Annotated in this window: 14 protein-coding genes and 2 pseudogenes; 6 read left to right on the plus strand and 10 right to left on the minus strand. The window is 38.7% G+C overall.

Annotated elements, in window-relative coordinates; translation table 11 throughout:
* Nucleotides 1–5: 5 nt before the first annotated feature.
* Together MA_RS13385 and MA_RS13390 are read right to left on the minus strand one after the other, a co-directional pair.
* A complete protein-coding gene (locus tag MA_RS13385) occupies nucleotides 6–509 on the minus strand; it encodes an amino acid-binding protein (RefSeq protein WP_048065441.1) in 504 nt (167 codons plus the stop codon).
* A 446-nt stretch (nucleotides 510–955) separates the two neighbouring features.
* The gene (locus tag MA_RS13390) at nucleotides 956–2023 is read right to left on the minus strand and encodes a helix-turn-helix transcriptional regulator (protein ID WP_226990596.1); all 1068 of its coding nucleotides are present in this window, start codon (nucleotides 2021–2023) and stop codon (nucleotides 956–958) included.
* Between the two features lie 262 nt (nucleotides 2024–2285).
* On the opposite strand from MA_RS13390, the gene MA_RS13395 reads away from it, so the two are divergent.
* Both MA_RS13395 and MA_RS13400 read left to right on the plus strand, forming a co-directional pair.
* Nucleotides 2286–3395: a hypothetical protein gene (locus tag MA_RS13395; RefSeq protein ID WP_011022540.1), complete on the plus strand. Its 1110-nt coding sequence runs from the start codon at nucleotides 2286–2288 to the stop codon at nucleotides 3393–3395.
* Between the two features lie 112 nt (nucleotides 3396–3507).
* A complete protein-coding gene (locus tag MA_RS13400; protein ID WP_011022541.1) occupies nucleotides 3508–3756 on the plus strand; it encodes a hypothetical protein in 249 nt (82 codons plus the stop codon).
* A gap of 373 nt (nucleotides 3757–4129) precedes the next feature.
* On the opposite strand, the pseudogene MA_RS13405 reads toward MA_RS13400, so the two are convergent.
* From MA_RS13405 to istA, 4 genes and pseudogenes are all read right to left on the minus strand, one after another.
* A pseudogene (locus tag MA_RS13405) lies at nucleotides 4130–4354 on the minus strand (hypothetical protein); the annotation flags it as partial.
* Between the two features lie 219 nt (nucleotides 4355–4573).
* On the minus strand, nucleotides 4574–5860 hold the full coding sequence (locus tag MA_RS13410) for a transposase (protein WP_011022542.1): 1287 nt from the start codon (nucleotides 5858–5860) through the stop codon (nucleotides 4574–4576).
* A 92-nt stretch (nucleotides 5861–5952) separates the two neighbouring features.
* Nucleotides 5953–6216 (minus strand): annotated as a pseudogene (istB, locus tag MA_RS13415) (IS21-like element ISMac9 family helper ATPase IstB); the annotation flags it as partial.
* Entirely contained in the window at nucleotides 6213–7457 is a 1245-nt protein-coding gene (gene istA, locus MA_RS13420; protein WP_011022184.1) for an IS21-like element ISMac9 family transposase, read from the minus strand. The pseudogene istB and the gene istA, both read right to left, overlap by 4 nt.
* Before the next feature lie 82 nt (nucleotides 7458–7539).
* Here istA and MA_RS24610 point away from each other — a divergent pair, with 82 nt between their 5' ends.
* The 4 genes from MA_RS24610 (at nucleotide 7540) to MA_RS13440 (ending at nucleotide 13405) form a co-directional block, all read left to right on the plus strand.
* Nucleotides 7540–10695, plus strand: coding sequence for an eIF2A-related protein (locus MA_RS24610; protein ID WP_011022544.1), 3156 nt, complete (start codon nucleotides 7540–7542; stop codon nucleotides 10693–10695).
* A gap of 1 nt (nucleotide 10696) precedes the next feature.
* Complete coding sequence (locus tag MA_RS13430) at nucleotides 10697–10885, plus strand: hypothetical protein (RefSeq protein WP_048065442.1); 189 nt, start codon at nucleotides 10697–10699, stop codon at nucleotides 10883–10885.
* Between the two features lie 152 nt (nucleotides 10886–11037).
* A complete protein-coding gene (locus MA_RS13435; protein ID WP_011022546.1) occupies nucleotides 11038–12279 on the plus strand; it encodes a tyrosine-type recombinase/integrase in 1242 nt (413 codons plus the stop codon).
* 604 nt (nucleotides 12280–12883) lie between these two features.
* Nucleotides 12884–13405: a hypothetical protein gene (locus tag MA_RS13440; RefSeq protein ID WP_011022547.1), complete on the plus strand. Its 522-nt coding sequence runs from the start codon at nucleotides 12884–12886 to the stop codon at nucleotides 13403–13405.
* 170 nt (nucleotides 13406–13575) lie between these two features.
* Here MA_RS13440 and MA_RS13445 read toward each other — a convergent pair whose 3' ends face one another.
* From MA_RS13445 to MA_RS13460, 4 genes are all read right to left on the minus strand, one after another.
* Nucleotides 13576–15939 (minus strand): hypothetical protein, encoded by a 2364-nt coding sequence (locus MA_RS13445; RefSeq protein ID WP_157860228.1) that lies wholly within the window; start codon nucleotides 15937–15939, stop codon nucleotides 13576–13578.
* A 326-nt stretch (nucleotides 15940–16265) separates the two neighbouring features.
* Entirely contained in the window at nucleotides 16266–16505 is a 240-nt protein-coding gene (locus MA_RS13450) for a hypothetical protein (protein WP_048065444.1), read from the minus strand.
* A 14-nt stretch (nucleotides 16506–16519) separates the two neighbouring features.
* A complete protein-coding gene (locus tag MA_RS13455) occupies nucleotides 16520–16960 on the minus strand; it encodes a hypothetical protein (protein WP_011022549.1) in 441 nt (146 codons plus the stop codon).
* Nucleotides 16960–18987 carry a LamG-like jellyroll fold domain-containing protein gene (locus MA_RS13460; RefSeq protein ID WP_048065445.1) on the minus strand — a complete coding sequence of 676 codons (2028 nt, stop codon included), beginning with the start codon at nucleotides 18985–18987 and terminating at the stop codon, nucleotides 16960–16962. Before MA_RS13460 ends, MA_RS13455 begins: the two co-directional genes overlap by 1 nt.
* Nucleotides 18988–18995: the final 8 nt, after the last annotated feature.

An 18995-nucleotide genomic window follows, 5' to 3' on the forward strand; every position in this document is an offset into this window, starting at 1 on the left:
TTTTTTCAGGCCTGGATGTCTATTGGAAGCACCATAAGCAGGTCTTTTCTTGCCGAGACTGTTTTCAGGATATCAAGTGCCTTTTGCAGATCCTCTTTACCCACAGCATCAATTCTGATCAGGGCTGAAGAAAGCAAGTCGATACCCGGCATGGATAACGAGAGGTCAACTACCTCCGCAAACCCGGTCTTGTCAATCTCATCAATCGTATCCTGGATCCCTGTATGGACCACATGCCCTATGAGGACTACATTTATGCTCTCTCTGAAGCGGTGTTCTCCGACCCTCACAACTCTTATCCCGTTTTCCTCGAGTTTTGCTTTGATTACTTCTATACTCTCAGGTTTTGTCTCAAGTACAAGCTGTACAGGTACTGTTTTTCTGGGGGTTCGCTTCTGGTGGTGGTGTAAAACAGTTATCAGGTTAGCTTTGAATTCCGAAAGAGGCTGGAGGGCTAAAAGCATCTGCCCGGGCACATCTTTTAATTCAATGTCCATGGAAACTCGCATACTGTCCCTCATGCAATTTAAATCCAATTTGAAGTCTAAGTAAGATTCTGAAGTCAAAGTACATGTCTCATTTTAATAAATATCAAATAATTTATAATCAACAATTTATAATCAAATAATTATAATCAAATAATTTATCAATTTTATAAATATCAAATAATTTATCAATTAAATAAATGTCAAATTAATATCCAGCAGTTTTATTCAGTCAGCTTAATGTAAAGGTTATCAGCATATTTATAATAATACCAGCATATGACTCTATATCGCGTATGAAACCGACTATAATAATGGGATAGAGAAATCTTATGTGCCCGATCTTTCAAATTTTTATTAATCTTTCCTGCTGCTTAGTAGATGAATTCAGTTAAATAGTTTGCTATTTATGGTGTTTGTGATTTACGTTTTTTCAAAATATGTAAAGTAACGTCTTATTTTATTACGAGTTATTGTGAAGTTCCGTTTTCTCCTGATCCCTTCTTGCTCTGGGTTCCAGCTTGCTTGAGAACCTCTTCATCCGGAATCCGGATAATATTTCCTCTGCCTCTTTTGAACTTTTCAATCAGTCCGCGTTCTTCAAGGTCCGAAAGCATAAGGCTAACTTTTGACTCCGAGTACGGAGATTTTTTGCGGAGTTCTCTCTGAGTGATTCTATTTCCATTAGCCCGAATCAGGTTCATAATCTCTTTCAGGTCGTCCGGGAGGTTTGTTTCAGGGCTTTCGGGGTCTTCGGAGCCCAGCGAATCAAGTCCCTCTTCAAATGAGGGGATGGACTGAGATATAACAGGTACTTTTGAGGCTTCCGACAGCTTTACATTTTGCTGCACAGGAAGCTCCGTCTCAGATATGTTTTCTGACTGAGTTTCCAGGTTAAGAGTTTCGGAAGGCTCAGAGTTTATCTCAGAGGCCTCAATACCAACTTTACCGGGCTCTGAACCGGCTGTCTCAGCAGCTACTGTGAACTTTTCGGATCCTGATGCATCCAGTTCTGATGCTTCTGCTTCTGATGAAACATGCAATGTTTCCGTTTTCTCCGGGAAACCTGCAGTCTTTTCGGGAGGGGTACTTTTTCCCTTTTTCAAGAAATAACCCGCGACTAGCAGGATACAGAGTGCGAGTAAAGCAAGAGCTAAGACCGTATTCTGTGAGTTTGCCTGGGGTTGTGGCTCTGTTTCTCCAAAATCCAGGTCAACATTTTCCAGGTTCCCCTGGTCAAGCAGATCTTCCTGGTAGGTGGGGAAGAGTAAAAGGTCATGAACGTATTCCCCATCATCATCGGTAACTATAAATTTTTCTTCAGCCCTATAAACTACAGTGTTCTCTTCAAAATAATTGGCAGTTATCAGGTAGGTTCCCGGAGTAAGGTTAAAAGAGTATTCGGCATTCGTTGCAACAAGATTCTGCGCTGGAGTAGAGTTGATCTCAACTACTGCGTTTTCGAGGGGTTTGAAGCTGTACCACTCATATACGGTCCCGTGAATCGTCGCCGCAAGTGCGTTTCCCTGAACACACATTAGGAATAAGAATACACAGGCAATCTTGCAGAGCTTTCTAAAATTCACGAAGCTTTAAATGGTTTTTTAGCATAAATCTTTTACTTTTCCTTGCCATGTGTTCAGAAATACCGAAGGCAAATTAAAGTTTTATCAAGAATATAAAGCCCCTATCAAGCTTGGAAGTTCATATCTTATCATTACTCAGTCTTATCCGAAAAGTATACTTATATGTGCTTATCCCATTAACACAGTATCTTAACTTGCGAAAGGAGGCAGTCAGATGAAAAAATCAAGAATTGTTCGATATCTGGCTTATGTTACATTTATATTAATATTATTCTGTATACTGCCTGGAGGATCACTTGCTACCAAAGACTCATCAGAGCATGGAAATGGGGTCCAGTATGACGGTGAGAGTGTTGCGGGTTCAGGAAATAGCGAAAAAGACAGTGTCGAGAATGCCAGTACGGGTTCAGGAAATAGTGAAAACGACAGTATAGAGGTTGCCAACGGTACTGACAGTTCCTACCCTGAAAAGGTCCAGGACAAGGACAAAGTCCAAACAGAGGTTCAAGACAGGGTTTCTGCAGATAAGCTTGAAAGAGAACAGATTCAGGAGCAGCTTCAGCTACAGAAGGAAGAGTACCGGGGGGCAAAAGAGGATTTTCTTGAGGTAAGAAATCAAATCCAGAAAGGAAAGCTTGATTCCGATTCCGAAGAGGCTGTAAATGCCACGGGACTCTACCTTAACGCGAGTATTAATTATATGATACTCTACCTGGAAAACGTTAAAACAAATATTCAGTACTCAAATGGCAATGTAACAGAAGAAAGAATCGTTGCCATAGACGAGAATATCAGGCTGCTTAAGGCTGAACAGGCAGAAGTTGCAAATGCTTCCAACCAGCAAGAATTTGTAGTTACGGTCCGATCCGTGCGTGGGATATGGAACAATTCGCAGAAGGCCAGCCTTATTGGTGCAGGGCAGATAGTTAGTGAGAGGGTCGGGGAATTCCTTGGCAAGTCCGATGATCTTTCTAGAAAGCTTGAGACTAATATTGAAAGCCTGAACGCGACTGGAGTTTATACAGCTGAACTTGAGACAAGGCTTACCAGCTATAAATTATATCTGAAAGCTGCTCAGGAGAAAAAAGAAGCTGCAGATGCTATTTATGAAGATGAAAACGCTACCCTGGAAAACCTTGGAGTGGCAAACAACTATATGCGCGAATCTCTCAATAATGTCAACAGGGCAAACCAGATACTCAGAGTAATTTTCGACGACCTCAAGGAGTATAATCTTGAAGAAGTTAACGGAGTTGGAGTCGAAAATAACACCGAAACCGAACTTAATAATACCATAAGTATAAACAATACTAATAATAATTAATCTGTATAAATGGAACTCCTGTAAGCAAGATAAAAAAGGAGTAGTAAACAGTAACTCAGGGACCGGGACCTAGAACTTCTCTGAGATTGATTGGGAATTAAGGAGGCAGAAAATGGTTAAATTCGCTCACCTGCTCGTACTTTCAATTTTAATTGTATGGATTGCAGGGTCCGGTTGCGTCGGAAATGATTCCTCTGATATGGATGGAGGAGTCACCCAAAATGTTGCCGAGGCAGAGAATGCAGATAATTCGGGGCTTACGCCGGCTGAGATTCAGGAAATTGACACTGATATGGCCGAACTCGAGAGCCTGCTCTCAAATGCAAGCCTTGGGGAAGAAATAGAACTCGAAGAACTATGAGCCCTAAGTAAACACTGAAAGCACGGAAGATCTGTGCCCTCATTGCTATTGTCTTTACCCGTGTTTTCCGTGATCCAACTTTAATTTTCAGATCGGCGGAGAATGCCGATCCCTGCCAATTCATCTCCTTCTGTTGTGACGTTTCTATTTTGTGAAGTTTTGACTTTACTATGAAATGCTGATTTTGTGAAATACTGATTTTTTTAAATTTTTAATTATTATCGCAAAGACTGCATTTCATATCATATTTTTTTCTAAATTTGGTATTGTTAACTAAATATAGATAACTCTTCATTTGGATTCGGTTAAGGAACAAAACATCAAAAAGTGTTATTTTTTATGCAACATGTAAGCGGATTATATTGGAAAAACACTACACATCGTATTCGAAGTTGTGCATAAAATTCGTTAACCGATGACAAAAGGATAACTCTTTATTTCTGTTTTTCATCAATAGAAGAACAGAGTACTTTAGCATTTCAAGACTCTTCGTATAACACTTTGTCTTTCGTCTCAACCTTGCCAGAAAGTGCCTTAGTATGCCGTTATATCCTTCAACTGTATACGTTTCTGCTTTGGATTGAGTATGAATATTTTCGAGTCTTTTTAATTTTTTCTGGTTTTTCTTCAATTTCAAGACAACCACAAAATTTCATCCCAATTTGAGCAAATCAATTCACTCATTTAAAAATGTTGATTCATTTACACAAGCATTCACCAAAATTTTCCAAATTGTGGAACTATTTTTGTGGGAATTTCCGACAGCTACAGCTATAAGCCATCAAGTTTAAGAACTAATTATTCTCCAATTCTAGCATTATCCATATTGGAATCTTGCTCTCATTAAAGGTGAGAAACCTTTCCATTTTCCAGTGCTGAAACACCGTTTGTTGAAAAAAGTAAATAGATTGTAACAAAAATTAGTTAGTCCATTATCGGTTTTGAATGACCTTACTTTGTCTACTATATCACATATCAAAGAAAATATTTGTTCCATTGTATTATCTGTCTCAGGTGTAAAACCTTTTTTCAAGAAGCTCACATTCTTGCTGAAAATCTCTTCGGCATAAGAAATCGCTTTATGAGACGCTTCAGAAAGTTCAAGATCAGAGTTAAATTCTCGTATCTTCTGAATATGCGCAACAGCACTGATAACCGTATCAGAAAGTATCAATTGAGATATCTCATTGTAGGTAATCTTATCGTTATCTGGAATCTCTTCAACAGAACTGAATTCCTCATAATACCTCTTACTAACGTTTTTTAATTGATGAAACACACAAAAAGAATGAGTCACTTCAGGAAAGACCATTTTTACGGCTCCAATGATCGCTTTATCCTCATCAGAAACAATCTTTTTGATTTTATCTTCAGGAAATCGGTTCTTTATTCGTATAAAAAGAGGCATCAGAGCCTCAATTGTTGGTAACCTCTCAGTTACTTCAAAATCTAAAATGACCTTCTCTTTGGTAGCAACAACGTAAACAGATTTATATCGCATTTTTTTCCATTCTTTCTTTGTGAGTTTCGTTCCAATAAATTCTTCAAGCTTTTTTTTCCATCCATTCTTGATCCAATTCCCATCAACATACAATGTTTCTTCAAAGCTAACTCCTTGGTTCAAAAGTTCTTGCTTTGAAAGTTTTGCTAGTTTCTGTTCATATAACCACAATGAAGTGGGACAAGGAGCTCTTCCACAGACATTTATTACTCCTTCTGTATATGTTTCCCCAATTCGCCAAGAATTGTGCAGACTGCATCGTCCATCGTATCTGACATTTATTTGTGTATCATAATATTCAGAACTGTAATTTGCAGAACCCTGAACACCAATAACCCGATCATGATAATGTTTCTTACAAGTGGGACAAAGCCAGTATGTAACATTGAGAGATATAGTGCCGTAACGTGATATAATAAAACGAGTGTGATGAGAGTTAACATGTAATTTACTTCCACAACTATCACACTGAGTAGGGGAGAATATAGAGAACATAGGATAGTATCGATTTTCAACCAAAACTTTTGGCAAAGGAATTATTATTTTGCCGTCAACTATCGTTTTTATCATTGATTTATCTATTGCAATGTTTCCTTTTCCCATAAATAGAAAAAATATATCAATATAATTAAAATTTTATTGTTTTGCACGATATAGAGGGAAAACGAAAAACCAGAAAATAATAAAAAGTCTCCTTTTTTATCAATAGATGACTGAAACTCAAAATCGAATTCATCAAGCGTCTTTTTCACAGGAAATGCTGCACTTTTCATCCTTCTCTCAATTGCAGCAGCTTCTCTGTGCTTCTTTTCCTGTTCAAACAGATAATCAAGTACTTCCATTGTTGTCTTGCTATCTCTTGCAGCAATTTCAAGATAGTTGTCCAGAACCTCTTCAATAGTATTCAGTTTGAGGTATTGCAGGTTACTGTGAAGTCTCTCATAGCTGAAATTGTTCATTCAAAATCACCGTCACTGAATGTTTCATAGATGTCAAGAGACCTCTTTTCAACTTCAGGACCTGAGAACTTCAACGGAATCTGTAATTCTTTCTTGCATTTTGAATTCTCTTTAAGAATCTCACTCAGGAGGCCCTGAAAATGTTCCTTTTTTCTGGAAACCCTACAATTACCTGAAAGAATTTCATGTTCACAAACCTTCTCATAATCAACATAGACCTCGAATATTCCTTCAAAAATCTGAAGCTCTGCAGTTCTTCCTGCAAACCTGTAAGGAACAGAATACTTATTTCCAAGGAACGAAATATAACAGTCTCTGGAGACCTTTCTGGTCTCCTTATGGACAACTTTGTAAGGAGGAACCTGATCCAGAGGGATCAGTTTCTCCTCCTTAAAACGTTCAAGGGGGATTTGATAGGTTGTTCCGTGGACAGTTGAATTTACCCTTTCCAACCAACTGTGAACTTGGGCGTTCAGGTCTTCGAGAGAGGTAAATCGTCTTCCAAGGAAGAAATCCCTCTTGACATAGCCTACCGTATTTTCAATTTTACCTTTTGTCTGAGGCCTGTAAGGCCTGCATAACCGTGGAATAAAACCAAAGCATTTGAAGAAATCCTCAAACTGTGAGTTCCATTCAGAATCTGATGATTTTAAGGCTCTTTTGATAACAACCTGTTTCATGTTATCATAGAGAATCTCCTGTGTAAATCCTCCAAAGTACTCAAAGGCGTTCAGATGACACTGGATAAGAGTGGAAGTGTCTATGCCCAGTGTAAATTCAACATATTTCATCCTGGAATATCCAAGAATCATGTTGAAGCAAAAGAGTTTCTTTATCTTTCCATCAACCTCAACTGTTCCCATCTCTGCCCAGTCAACCTGAGCCTGTACACCTGGTTTTGTTTCATAGCGGAATACAGCAGGGACTCCCTGCTGAGGTCGGACTTCTCTTACAAAGTCCTTGACGATGGTCATTCCTCCATCAAAACCCATTTCTTTGATTTCCCGATAGAGCCGAGCAGTAGTGTAGGAGCCTTCTTCAAGCTTTTTGAGTATATAAGGTTTATATGGATCAAGCTTGCTCTTTCTTCCGGGACGTTTCTGGGGTTCAGGTAAGGTTTTCAGCTGGAGATATTTCCTCACAGTTTTCCTGTCAAAACCGGTTTGTCTGGCGATTTCACTAATGCTCAAGTTTTGTGAACTTAAATCTCGAATCAAGAATAAATCCTCCTTTTTCAGCATGATTCACAATCCTCGAACTTTTCTCAAGGATTGAGAATTGGGGAATTTTAATCCGCCGAAAATGGGGAATTCTTAACCGCCGTTGACAGTAATAATAAATAAACTGAAAAACACAAAAAACTCTCTTCCCCTGCTTGAGTTTACCCTTACTAAACTCTGGGAGTCCAGATCAGACGGGATGCTAACTCATGAAGCCTATACAAGAATTGGTGGTACTTCAGGAGCTATCGGGCAGTGGGCTAATGAGACATATAACAGTCTGAACACAGAAGAAAAAGAATTAGCCCGGAAGATTTTTACCCGCCTGATCCACTACGGAAATGGAGATTTTCCGGACTCTCGCCGCCGTCTGCCGCTGGAAAGTTTAGCTGGAGAGAGTGATGAACAAGCCGTTCATCGATTAATTAAAAAGCTTGCTGATGCCCATATTCTTGTCACAGACTGCGATTTAAGCAAAGGAACCGAAACAGTAGAGATAATTCATGATTCCTTGCTAATAGAATGGAAGCAGTTGAATAAGTGGATAAGTGAGCATCGTGGTTTTCTAACATGGAGACAGCGTCTTGAAGACAAAATGGAGGAATGGAATAGAAAAGGAGACGAAGGTAACCTTCTGCGTGGAGCTCCCCTGGTAGAAGCAAAAAATTGGATGGAAAAAAACAAACGTGAATTACAGTCAGATGAGATTAAATATATAGAGGCAAGTTCTGAACTGGAAGAAAAAACACGAGCAGAAAAAGAAAAGGCAAGAAGCCTAATTATTAAAGGACTTGCAATCTTCTCTATTTTTATTTTAATTTTAGCAGGAGTTGCAGCATATCAATGGTATCAGACCGAGCAGCAAAAACAGCTAGCTGAAAGTTTGTCTTTAAGTTCAAAATCCACTTCAATCTCCTCTTTTCTTCAGAAGAATCCTAAAAATAGAGATAAAAGTATTCTTTTTGCCATTGAATCATTTCAAATTCTCAAAACTGTTGATGCTGATCAGTTAATACGCCAGGGGTTACTATTCATACCTCATAGTGTTGTGGTTCTGAAACATGATGATTGGGTAAATAAAACCATCTTTAGTCCAGATGGAAAATATGTAGCTACCGTTAGTAACGAAAAAGCGCAGATATGGGATTTATCTACAGAAGAAACAATTGACGTCATAAGCCATAATGGTAGTGTGCGTGATGTTAATTTCAGTCCTGATGGAAAATACGTTGCAACGGCCAGTAGAGACAAGACATCACATATATGGAATATATCCACGCATAAAGAAATTGCTGTTCTGAATCATAATGATGAGCTAGCAAAAGTTTTTTTCAGTCCCAATGGAAAATATATTGCAACGATGAGTTATGGCAGTACAGCATATGTATGGAATGCGTCTACATATGAACAAATTGCTGTTCTGAAACATGCCGATAAGGTATGTGATGTTGAATTAAGTCCCGATGGAAAATACATTGCAACGGCGAGTCAGGACAATACATCACGTTTGTGGGATGTAACTGAAGCTGAAAATATTACTCTAAAACATACTCTGAAACATAATGGCAGTGTGCTTGATGTTACATTCAGTCCCGATGGAGAAAAAGTAGCAACGGCAAGTCAGGACAAAACAGCATGTATATGGGATGTATCCACAGGGAAACAAATTACTGTTCTGAACCACAGCAATTCTGTATCAAAAATTATATTCAGCTCCGATGGAAAAAAAGTAGCAATGATGATTTCTGGCAATATAGCATGTTTATGGAATTCTACAGGAAAACAAATTGATGTCATGAACCATACCGATGTGATGCGTGATGTCGCATTCAGTCCGGATGGAGAAAAAGTAGCAACCGCGAGTGCTGACAGAACATCACGTTTGTGGAATGTATCTACAGGTAAAGAAATTGCTGTTCTGAAACACGATTATTCAATTAAAAAAGTTTTTTTCAGCCCTGATGGAAAAAAAGTAGCAACCGCGAGTGCTGACGAAACTGCACGTTTATGGGATGCATATACGGGTAAAGAAATTGCTATCATGAACCATGGCAAGGATGTTGTTGATATAGCATTTAGCCCTGATGGAAAAAAAGTAGCAACTGCAAGTGCTGACAATACATCATGTATATGGGATGTATATACAGAAATTCCTGTTTTGAATCATAAAGATTCGGTGTTAAACGTTGAGTTTAGTCCTGATGGAGTATACGTTGCAACGGCGAGTCAGGACAATACTGCAAGAGTATGGGACGCATATACAGGTGAGGAAATTTCTGTCCTTAAACATGATGCCGGAATAAACAAAGCTGTATTCAACCGTGATGGGAAATATGTTGCAACGGCGAGTCAGGACAATACTGCAAGAGTATGGAATACGTCTACAGGCAAAGATATTACTCTAAAACATGGGGGTGGGGTTCTTGATGTGGCATTCAGTCCGGATGGAAAATATGTTGCAACAGCGAGTCAGGACAATACTGCAAGAGTATGGAATTGGAATGCACCTACAGGTGAAAATATCACTTTGAAACATGAAGGTTGGGTAAATAAAATTGTATTCAGTCCTGATGGGAAATATGTTGCAACTGCAAGTGCTGACAATACTGCAAGGATATGGAGTGCATCTACAGGAAAACAAATTGATGTCATAAGCCATGATGGTAGTGTGCAAGATGTTGAATTCAGTTCTGATGGTAAGTATGTCGCAACGGCGAGTGATGACAACACTGCAAAGGTATGGAATTGGAATACATCTACAAGAAAAAATATTACTCTAAAGCATACTCTGAACCACAGTAACAAGGTGCATGATGTTGCATTCAGTCCAGATGGAAAAAAAGTAGCAACTGCGAGTTGGGACAAAAATGCAAGGATATGGAATTTATCGATAAGTAATGATTTTACAAATCTATCCCATGACGATTATGTATCCAGAGTCGAGTTCAGTTCTGATGGGAAATTCATTGCAACTACGAGTTATGGAGAAACAGCATTTATATGGGACGCATCTACAGGCGACAAAATTGCTGCCATTAGCCACGATGGAGTGGTAAATGATGTTGTATTCAGCCCCAATGGAAAATACATTGCAACGGCGAGTGATGACAATACTGCAAAGGTGTGTCTGTGTAATATAGAAGATCTGATAAACGAAACGAAGAACTGTTTAGACCGAAATCTTACACAAGAGGAATTGAAAGAGTATATGGATAACGAATCATATCATGATCAAGAGACATTTCCAAATCTGTTATAATATGGAAATAACCCGTGAGATCACATACGGGATTCGGTCAGAATCTCGGAAAATACAGGCGCTTTCTTCGCTTGTGCCATATCTCGAAGGGCCCGAAAAAGAAGAAAGTCATGGAGAAAATCCTGAGCTCAGGGCCTGTAGCAAAATAACTGTATCGATTCTCGCTAGCAGGATCGAAAACAATCGGTAACATGTCTGAATTCGAAGGTAATGAGAATAAATTTTTTTTGAACCTGTTACCAATTCCGAAAACCGGATAAAATTTCACATTTCGAACTAAACTCCATACTTAATAGAGATTATTTTTTAATTAAAGAATACTTTATAATGTAAGGTTAAACTATGGATATTTTAGACGATCCTAAGCTTAAGTTATGGTTATCCGGGTATGGAGAGAAGCCTGCAACTCAAAGAAATTATATGGTTGCAATGAAACTTTACATTGAATATATAAAAAAATCTCCCTCTGAAATTATCGATGAAGCAAAGAAGGATATAAGAGAGGGCAAATTCATAGACGAACGAGCAATATTTACAGATCTTAATTTATATGCCGCGCATCTACGTGATAGAGAGATATCTCCAAAATCCAGGGCTGCATATTTAGCAGGAGTTAGAAGTTTTTACAAATATTTTTACATAGACGTGCCTAAGGTTAGGGCAGGGAGTAATAAAACTCTTGAGATAAATAAGCCTATACCTACTAAAGAAGACCTGCAAATAGTATTAAGTGTTTCAGATCCGCTAACAAAAGCTATAGTATTAACAGGGGTTTCGAGTGGATTATCGAAAAATGAGATTCAGAATTTACGAATCATTGAGTATAAGAGGGGATATGACCCTGAAACTGAAATTTGTACCTTACAGTTACGGAGAGAAAAGACTGATACGGATTTTGTAACTTTTTTAGATCCGGAGGCAACCAGGGCAATAAATGCATATTTAGAGTTTAGAGGAAGGAAAATATCTCATAAAGATAAAATGAGAGATGTACAACTAAAGAAGCAGCGTATAACAAGTGATGAAGGATATTTATTTATAATGCAGAAAATTTCAGATGATTATTTGTATACTAATGATGAATCTTTACGGAAGCTATCAACCAATGCGTTTTTTGATATTTACCAATCCATTTCAGTAAAAGTCGGGATGTGTGCAGGTGGGGGAAACTGGAATCTTATAAGAAGCCATAATATGAGAAGGTATTTTAATTCCGCGCTTTTGAATGCTGGGGCTGATTCTTTTTTTGTTGAGTTTCTTATGGGTCATACTCTGGATGATACCAGGGCTGCTTATTTTAGGGCATCACCTGAGAAGTTGAGAGAGCAGTATATAAAATATATTCCATACCTAGCAATTCAGAAAGAGTTGAATGTTGTTGAGAGTCCAGAGTATAAGAAATTGAAATCTGAGAATGAAATTCTAGCACGTGAAAATGTTAGGGCAACTGTAGAGAATGCTGAAATAATAGAACTAAGAGAAAAAATAAGAAAAATTGAAGAAGTGAACAGAGATATATATGAACTTCGGAAGCTACTAGAAAATTCTGATGCAGTAAAATTAATGAAAAAAATGGAGAAATGATCTAAACTTGCAAGCCGGTGAAACAGCAATGGCTTTTTAAAAAGTGAACTAATATTCACTTTTACATTCTCTTTTCTAAACACTATGTAACTTTTTTATGTATTATTATTATGTAAAAATTAAGTAAAATTACAGTCAAAGTAAAGTAAAAGTAAATGTTAGAAAGTAACCTCTTGTTTTAATCTGGATAAGATATACTTTACTTGTTTTTCTCAATTTTTAACTGTTAGAATGAACTCGTAAGAATTCGAAATATTTATTTACTTTGACATCTTTCTTAATGGTAGTAAATCAAGTTTACTTGATTTACTTATGTGGGCGAATTGTCCTTACATGTTCAGAGAGTACTTCCCCCTTTTAACTCTCTGAATATGAGACAAGTAGGGAGTATAACCCCCATTCATTTTCCTCTTTTTATTTTTTTGTCCTGGACTTCTCCGGGTAGCCAGGTCCTTAAGAAAAATCCTGATGCAGTAAAATTAATGAAAAGAATGGAGAAATGATCTTATTTTTTGTTCGTAATAGTTAGAACAAATATTTGTATTTAATTTACTAGATGTAACAATGTAAAAAATATTATATTGTATGACAAAGAATTAGATATGTGGGGGAAAAGATGAGTTATAAAGCTTTGTTTATTTACATAGGGGTATTGTTGATACTTTCGCCTTTTATAGATAACAGTACTGCTGAAGATGTTACAGACAATAATCCTCCATATGCCGGAGCAGATGGGCATCAAATAAAATTAATTAATAATGAAAATGCTACAAATGTTACTTATGCAGAACTTGTAAGTTTTATAATAGGAGATCTTACGGATAAGAAAAAGTATGTACCTAGAGAATATACGTGTGGGGATTACGCAGAAACGTTACATAACCGTGCCGAAAAGAGAGGTATAAAGGCCGCTTGGGTAGCTGTTGATTTTGAAAGCGACCCTGAAAGGCATGCATGTAATGCATTTTACACTACAGACAAAGGACTAATATTTATTGATTGTGTTGAATCTGATGCGTGGGTCGAATGTAAGATAGGGAAGACTTACAAGCTCCACAGTTTGAAAAATGGGTATTACTATCGAGATGATATGGGTATTGTTAGTAACATAGAGATATACTGGTAAAAATTAATGTCCTAAGATTGCTCTTAGGATTTGATCGTTCTGTTTTGAAACAGTATCGTTTTTCATACAGTTTTCACAGAGCAATTCAGAAAACATTATCCCTTTTTTTTCGTGAACAACTGTATACATCCCGCACCGCTGGCAATAACCCCGCAGATAAGAAGGCGTATTTACCGCCTTCCTTTTTTACCTGGCCCCAGAACGAATGAAACCGGATCTTTCACATAATGGTGTTTTGTTCGGCTTCCGAATTTTATACCTGGGCCGAGTAGATCGGGCTGTTTCCTTGTTTCTCTGTCTGGATCAATTGCTATTTTTTTTGGTGTTGAAGTTCTGGGAGTGTAAAGGACAGGATTTCTGGAGGATGGCATAGACTGTATAGGATCATACAAAGATGGATATGGCTGGATCGGCGGTTGTATGGGAGGTTGAATCGGTTTAACGGTCTGAGGTTGTACTGGCGGTTGAATCGGCTTAACTGCTTGAGATGTTATTTGAGGTTGAGCCGGTATAACTGCAGTAGTTTGTTTTTGTTTTGTTTTTGAGATGGGGAAAAATGTTAACGTGTCTTTTTGCTTTTGTTTTGATTGTTCAACCGCTGGTACAATTATGTTATTGGATTGTACAGCTTTGGAAGATTGATGAACCGCAGGTATTGAAATATCTGTTTCGGATGGACTTGAATTTATTATTGATGGGGTAATGCTGGCAGAGAGAGCCGCGACAGTATTTAATGATTTTAGTTTTACAGCTTCTGTTTTTAGAGATGATATTTTTATCCCTGAAGGTTTCACCATTTCAGGAGACATTATATCCCTGCTTAAAGTTTTCATCGAAGCAGTGTCAACATCTAATACTTTTGATTTAGATGTACCATAGAGAACGCTTTCCATTTCAGGAGTTAGGACAACATCATCCGCCAGTTTCGCGCCCTTGATTGTTACACTTGATTCAGGTACGAGCTTACCCTCTACCTCCAAGTATGTTTCCATTTGAGATACTTGACTCGGTTTTTTATATTCCATTTTTCCTAGAGAGGCTGATTCATCAGAGAGAAATTCTTTTAGCGGTTTTCCAGATTCTTTTTTAAGAAGTTCACCGGCTGGCTTGATGGTCTTACCTGCAACTTTCCCGGCTACTCCGAGGGCTGCTGTTGCAATAGCCACATCTGCAAGCAATTGAACAGATTCTTTGTCTATCTCAGTGCCTTTAGTGCCGGCTACGTCCGTTGCTGCTTCTGCTGTTGCGAAGGTTGTTACTGCTGTACCCGCCAACAATGTTTTAGTGTCTGGGATTAGAGATTTTCCCCCTGTTTTGAGGGCTGTATCAGCATGTTCTGCAGCCGAGCCAGCCCCGCCTATTAGGTTCCCAACTGCTGTAAGAGGGATATCTAAAATAGTGTTATCCCCGACTGATGAGAGTTTTTCTTTTGCTGATCCTGTGGTCCCTGTAATTGCATCTGAAATGCTAGAATGCTTTATGTCCTCCGCTAATTCTTCATAGTCTTCTGTCCACCCTGAAAGTTGATCATAGAGCTTACCGTGGCCTGCTTGTATTGCTTCGGCGTTTTTCTTGAGTTGTAGCCTCCCCTCAATAAGTTTTTGCTGCTGCTCAGGAGTATAATTTTCGAGGGCTGCGTAAAACTCTTCTGTGAGCCCTACGGAGGGATCTATTATTTTTGTGTCTGCATTTGCCTGTTTTGCGGCTTCTTTAGATTCTGCTTTAGACTGCTTGTATTCGCTGACAGCTTGATCCCTGGAATAATACCCTTCTCCTGAGATAATACCTTTAATTCCTGCTGTGCTTTCCCGGCTGGCCCCCTTTACTTCGATGCCTGCAATTTCATTACCTGATGCGTCAAGAATAGGGTTATAGGCTTCTGCTGATTTCTTTGCTGCATCTGCTGCTTCCTTTTTTGCTGTCATCACCGAAAGATAATCTTCTTTAGATTCGTATTTGGTTAGAGGGTTACGAATCGTTGATTCTTCGGCAAGTGCAATAGCTTCTTTTTGTGCTCCGGTTGAGATTATTGTTGCTTTTGCATCTTGAGCGGTTCCGGATTTGGCGCTGGCGCTGGCGTTTGCGCTGCTTCCGGATTTCATTTTGGCAAGCTTTTCATTATGGGCTACTGTTGTTCTGTTTCCCCCTGTTGTGTACCATTTTTCTGAATATTCCTGACTTGGAGAGGCTGCACTTATCAGGGTTGTTCGTTCAGGAAGTCCTTTCTTTCTTCTGTATTTGTTTATTTCTTCGAGGGCTGCTTTGTCACTTGCTGATACAGGGACCCATTCGTATTGGCCTTCGGAATTGATCCACCAATCGGCCCCGGAGTTTGCAACCTCTTCCGGAATGACTGTATAGACCCTGTTTTTATTGGTGTTGCTTTTGTTGGCTTCGATCAGGGCATTATACTGATCCTCGGTTATGGTTTGCTCTCTTCCCAGGTAATCATATACAGTGTATGAGTAAGAAGGGGTTTCAACTGTTTCAGCCTGAGTTTCGGCAGATTGGAAAAGGTCCACCGGGCTTGCCATGTATCCGGTACCGTATCCTGCTTCTGCTGCTTGCTCTGTTTGTTTGGTCTGCTTCTGGGCTTCGTTGTAAGCTTCTTCTATGGCCTGAGACCTTTTCATAAGGGCTATGTCTGTTTCTGTTACTTCTCCGCTTTCGCGCTGCTGTCTGAGTCCTTCCTGGGCTTGTTCCTGCAGGTTGCTAAATTTTGCCCTGGCTGCTTCTCTCTGTACGTTCAACAAAGAGGATTTATTCGGGGTTGCCTGCTGGACGGCTTCCTGAATGCTCTGTTTGCTTATCTCTATTTTTGGTCCTGTCTTTCTGGCGGAATATGTGGAGATTGAAGCCATCAGTTCACCGCCTTATGGATAGAGGGAGATGTTTTGGAGATCTGAAAGCGAGATGTAGCATACAGGAACGCAGAAATAAAATTAATCCCGAGGAACGGGATATAAATAAGAGAGTGTAGAACCATTGCTAACCCGTAGAAAATACTAACGACATTCATACCGAGAAGAGCGGTTATGAATACCGGATTTGTGAAGGTTTTAAACAGTGTTTCAGATATTTTTTGAGTGTCTATTTTCATGAAAATTTCCCCCCTCACTGGTAGAGTGCATATATTGAAAGATCATCTGCGCAGGATATATCTTCAAGGCTTCCCGGAAAAGTTCCGTATGTTGCTTCTTCGAAAATATAATCTTCTCCTGTCGTTGGAACTGATATTGTACCGTCTCCCTGGATAGCAAGGATGTAAGAGCTATCAGACGTACTGATTCTTTGAGCACGATTAAAATACATAATATTCCAGCTATCCCCAACGATTTCATATTCCGGTGTTGTTGCAACCATGTACCCGGCTTCGTTGTATATTGCTCCCCTTACATGTGTTGCTTCTGTGCCATCATCGTTAACGAAAACTGCAAGTCCTGTCACGTATTCCGGTTTTGTGTCGCTGTTATCCAACCCAAAAACTGTTATTGCCCCTACACTTAAAACAATTGCAGCAAGTACAATTGTGATTGCTGCGTCTTTTAGCTCCATTAAATGACCCTCCTGAGAATCCCAATTATTGCCGCTGCTGCAAGGATTGTAAACCCTACAGATACCAAAACTATAGAACTGCCAAATCCTGAAACTACACTTATATCTGACCTTGGAATTGCGTTGTATGATGCAGCAATAAGATAGCTATCGTTTCCTTCAGCTTCATAGACTTCAATTCTGGGGTCTCCAAACCCATCTATAGATGGAAGATATGGGATTACCGTACCTGTGTTTGTACAGGTTATTTTGTAATTGTATGTCTGCCCTTCTATGAAACTTGAAGTAACTGTAAAGGTTCTTGTACCTGAATTGTAACTTAAAACAGCATTTTCATCATTTGTGTTGAGTTCATAGCTTAACAAACTTGAGCTTAAGATATCGTTTGCTTCTGCTGTATACGAAACTTCACCACTTGAGTAATCATTCCCGGGTACAAACCTTATATAAATTTCGTAAGTGTTGTCTGTTAGTACTTCATCTATTTCAGTTGTGTTTTCAGTATAACCAACTTCAGCAGAAATATTAAAAGGTGTCACAGTATCCGTATAGTCATTTACTGTTACTCCTCCAATATTTACAGAATCAGGAACGTAAGCCGAGAGAGAAGATATATCATTGTCTTCTGAATCGTAAGGGATCGAGACTTCCCCCGATTCATCTATTTGATTGCTGTAAGTACTTCCTGAATTTGTTTTTAGTTGGAGATCTTTTATATTGTCGTAATATATTTGTTTTATTTCATTGTCCGAAAGCGTTTTATTATATATCATTACGTTATCGATAGTACCATTGAAGGGGGTCGAACTCACCCCTGTAGCACCTATTGATATAGAGGAAATACTATCTTTGATTTGTTTACCAGTGAACCCGAAATATGTTTTTTTAAGTAGACCATCGACATAAAACCGGACCTCCCCTGTATCACTAGAAAAAGTATATCCTACGAAATGTTTATCCATATCTGCTATAACTAATGCAGAATCTTCTAGTTCTCCTGTTGTTGAATCGTCGCTAAAAGTTAGCTGTACCATCAGGTTATTGTTTGATTCAATCCTAAAATATTTCAGTTCATCTGCTTTTCCTATGATAGTTGAAAATGCTCCAGTGTTCCCGCGCTGTATAGTTGCTAACACCGTTACATTATTTGTAAACACTGTAGTAGTTGAATCTGTTATTTGGACAACATCATTAACACCATCAAAACTACCAGCATTGTTATATTTTCCTTCAATAAAACTCATACCGCTTGCAGTACCGTCATTACCATTTCCGGAATAGTCCTGTACGAGAGTTCCTGAATCTTCATCGAATCTCCACCATCCTACTAAACCATCAGTAGGAATATCATAAGGCGAATCTTTGGTGTATGTGGGGGTTACAGTTGCATCAATGAAATTCACGTTTTCAGCATCAAATGTAGAGCCAAGGCTAAATATTGTAGAATCCGGATATGTTACGGTTCCTGATTTTGTGTAAGTTCCAACAAATCCACCTATAACAACCTCGGAAAAAGGCACATCTTCAATATAGGCGTATCCATTATCATTTTTGATTTCCTGAAGCCAAACTGCGTCAATTATTCCAGCATCGTTGTAGTGTGTTATTTTGACATACCCATCTGAAACGCCAGGGAGCCCGGAGAGATCAGAGTACCTTATTCTGATATCCCTGAGTTTGTGATCTTTCCCCAAATCTTTTATTTTTATTTGCCCTGTTGTGGTTTTCCCACAAACTAAAGTACTTGAGTCAAGAGATGCCGAGACTTCAATTTCCTCATTAAGGTCTTCGATTTTGTATTTATATAATCCTTTTTCTGATTGTGTTTTTGACGCTGCTTTTTCGATGTTAGACGTACCTTTTGTTTGAAGTTCTATAAGGCGTTCGCCTGCAAGATCTTCATTACTCTTTACTTTGCTTTCTGCTGCTGAACTTACAGGGCAAGCTAAAGCAAAAATTACAGTACAAAGAACTAGCCCACAAAGAAGACCAGTAAAACGTTTCTTAACTATGTTTATTATATTCATCCTTCCCA

Source organism: Methanosarcina acetivorans C2A (genome assembly GCF_000007345.1).
Taxonomy (GTDB): domain Archaea; phylum Halobacteriota; class Methanosarcinia; order Methanosarcinales; family Methanosarcinaceae; genus Methanosarcina; species Methanosarcina acetivorans.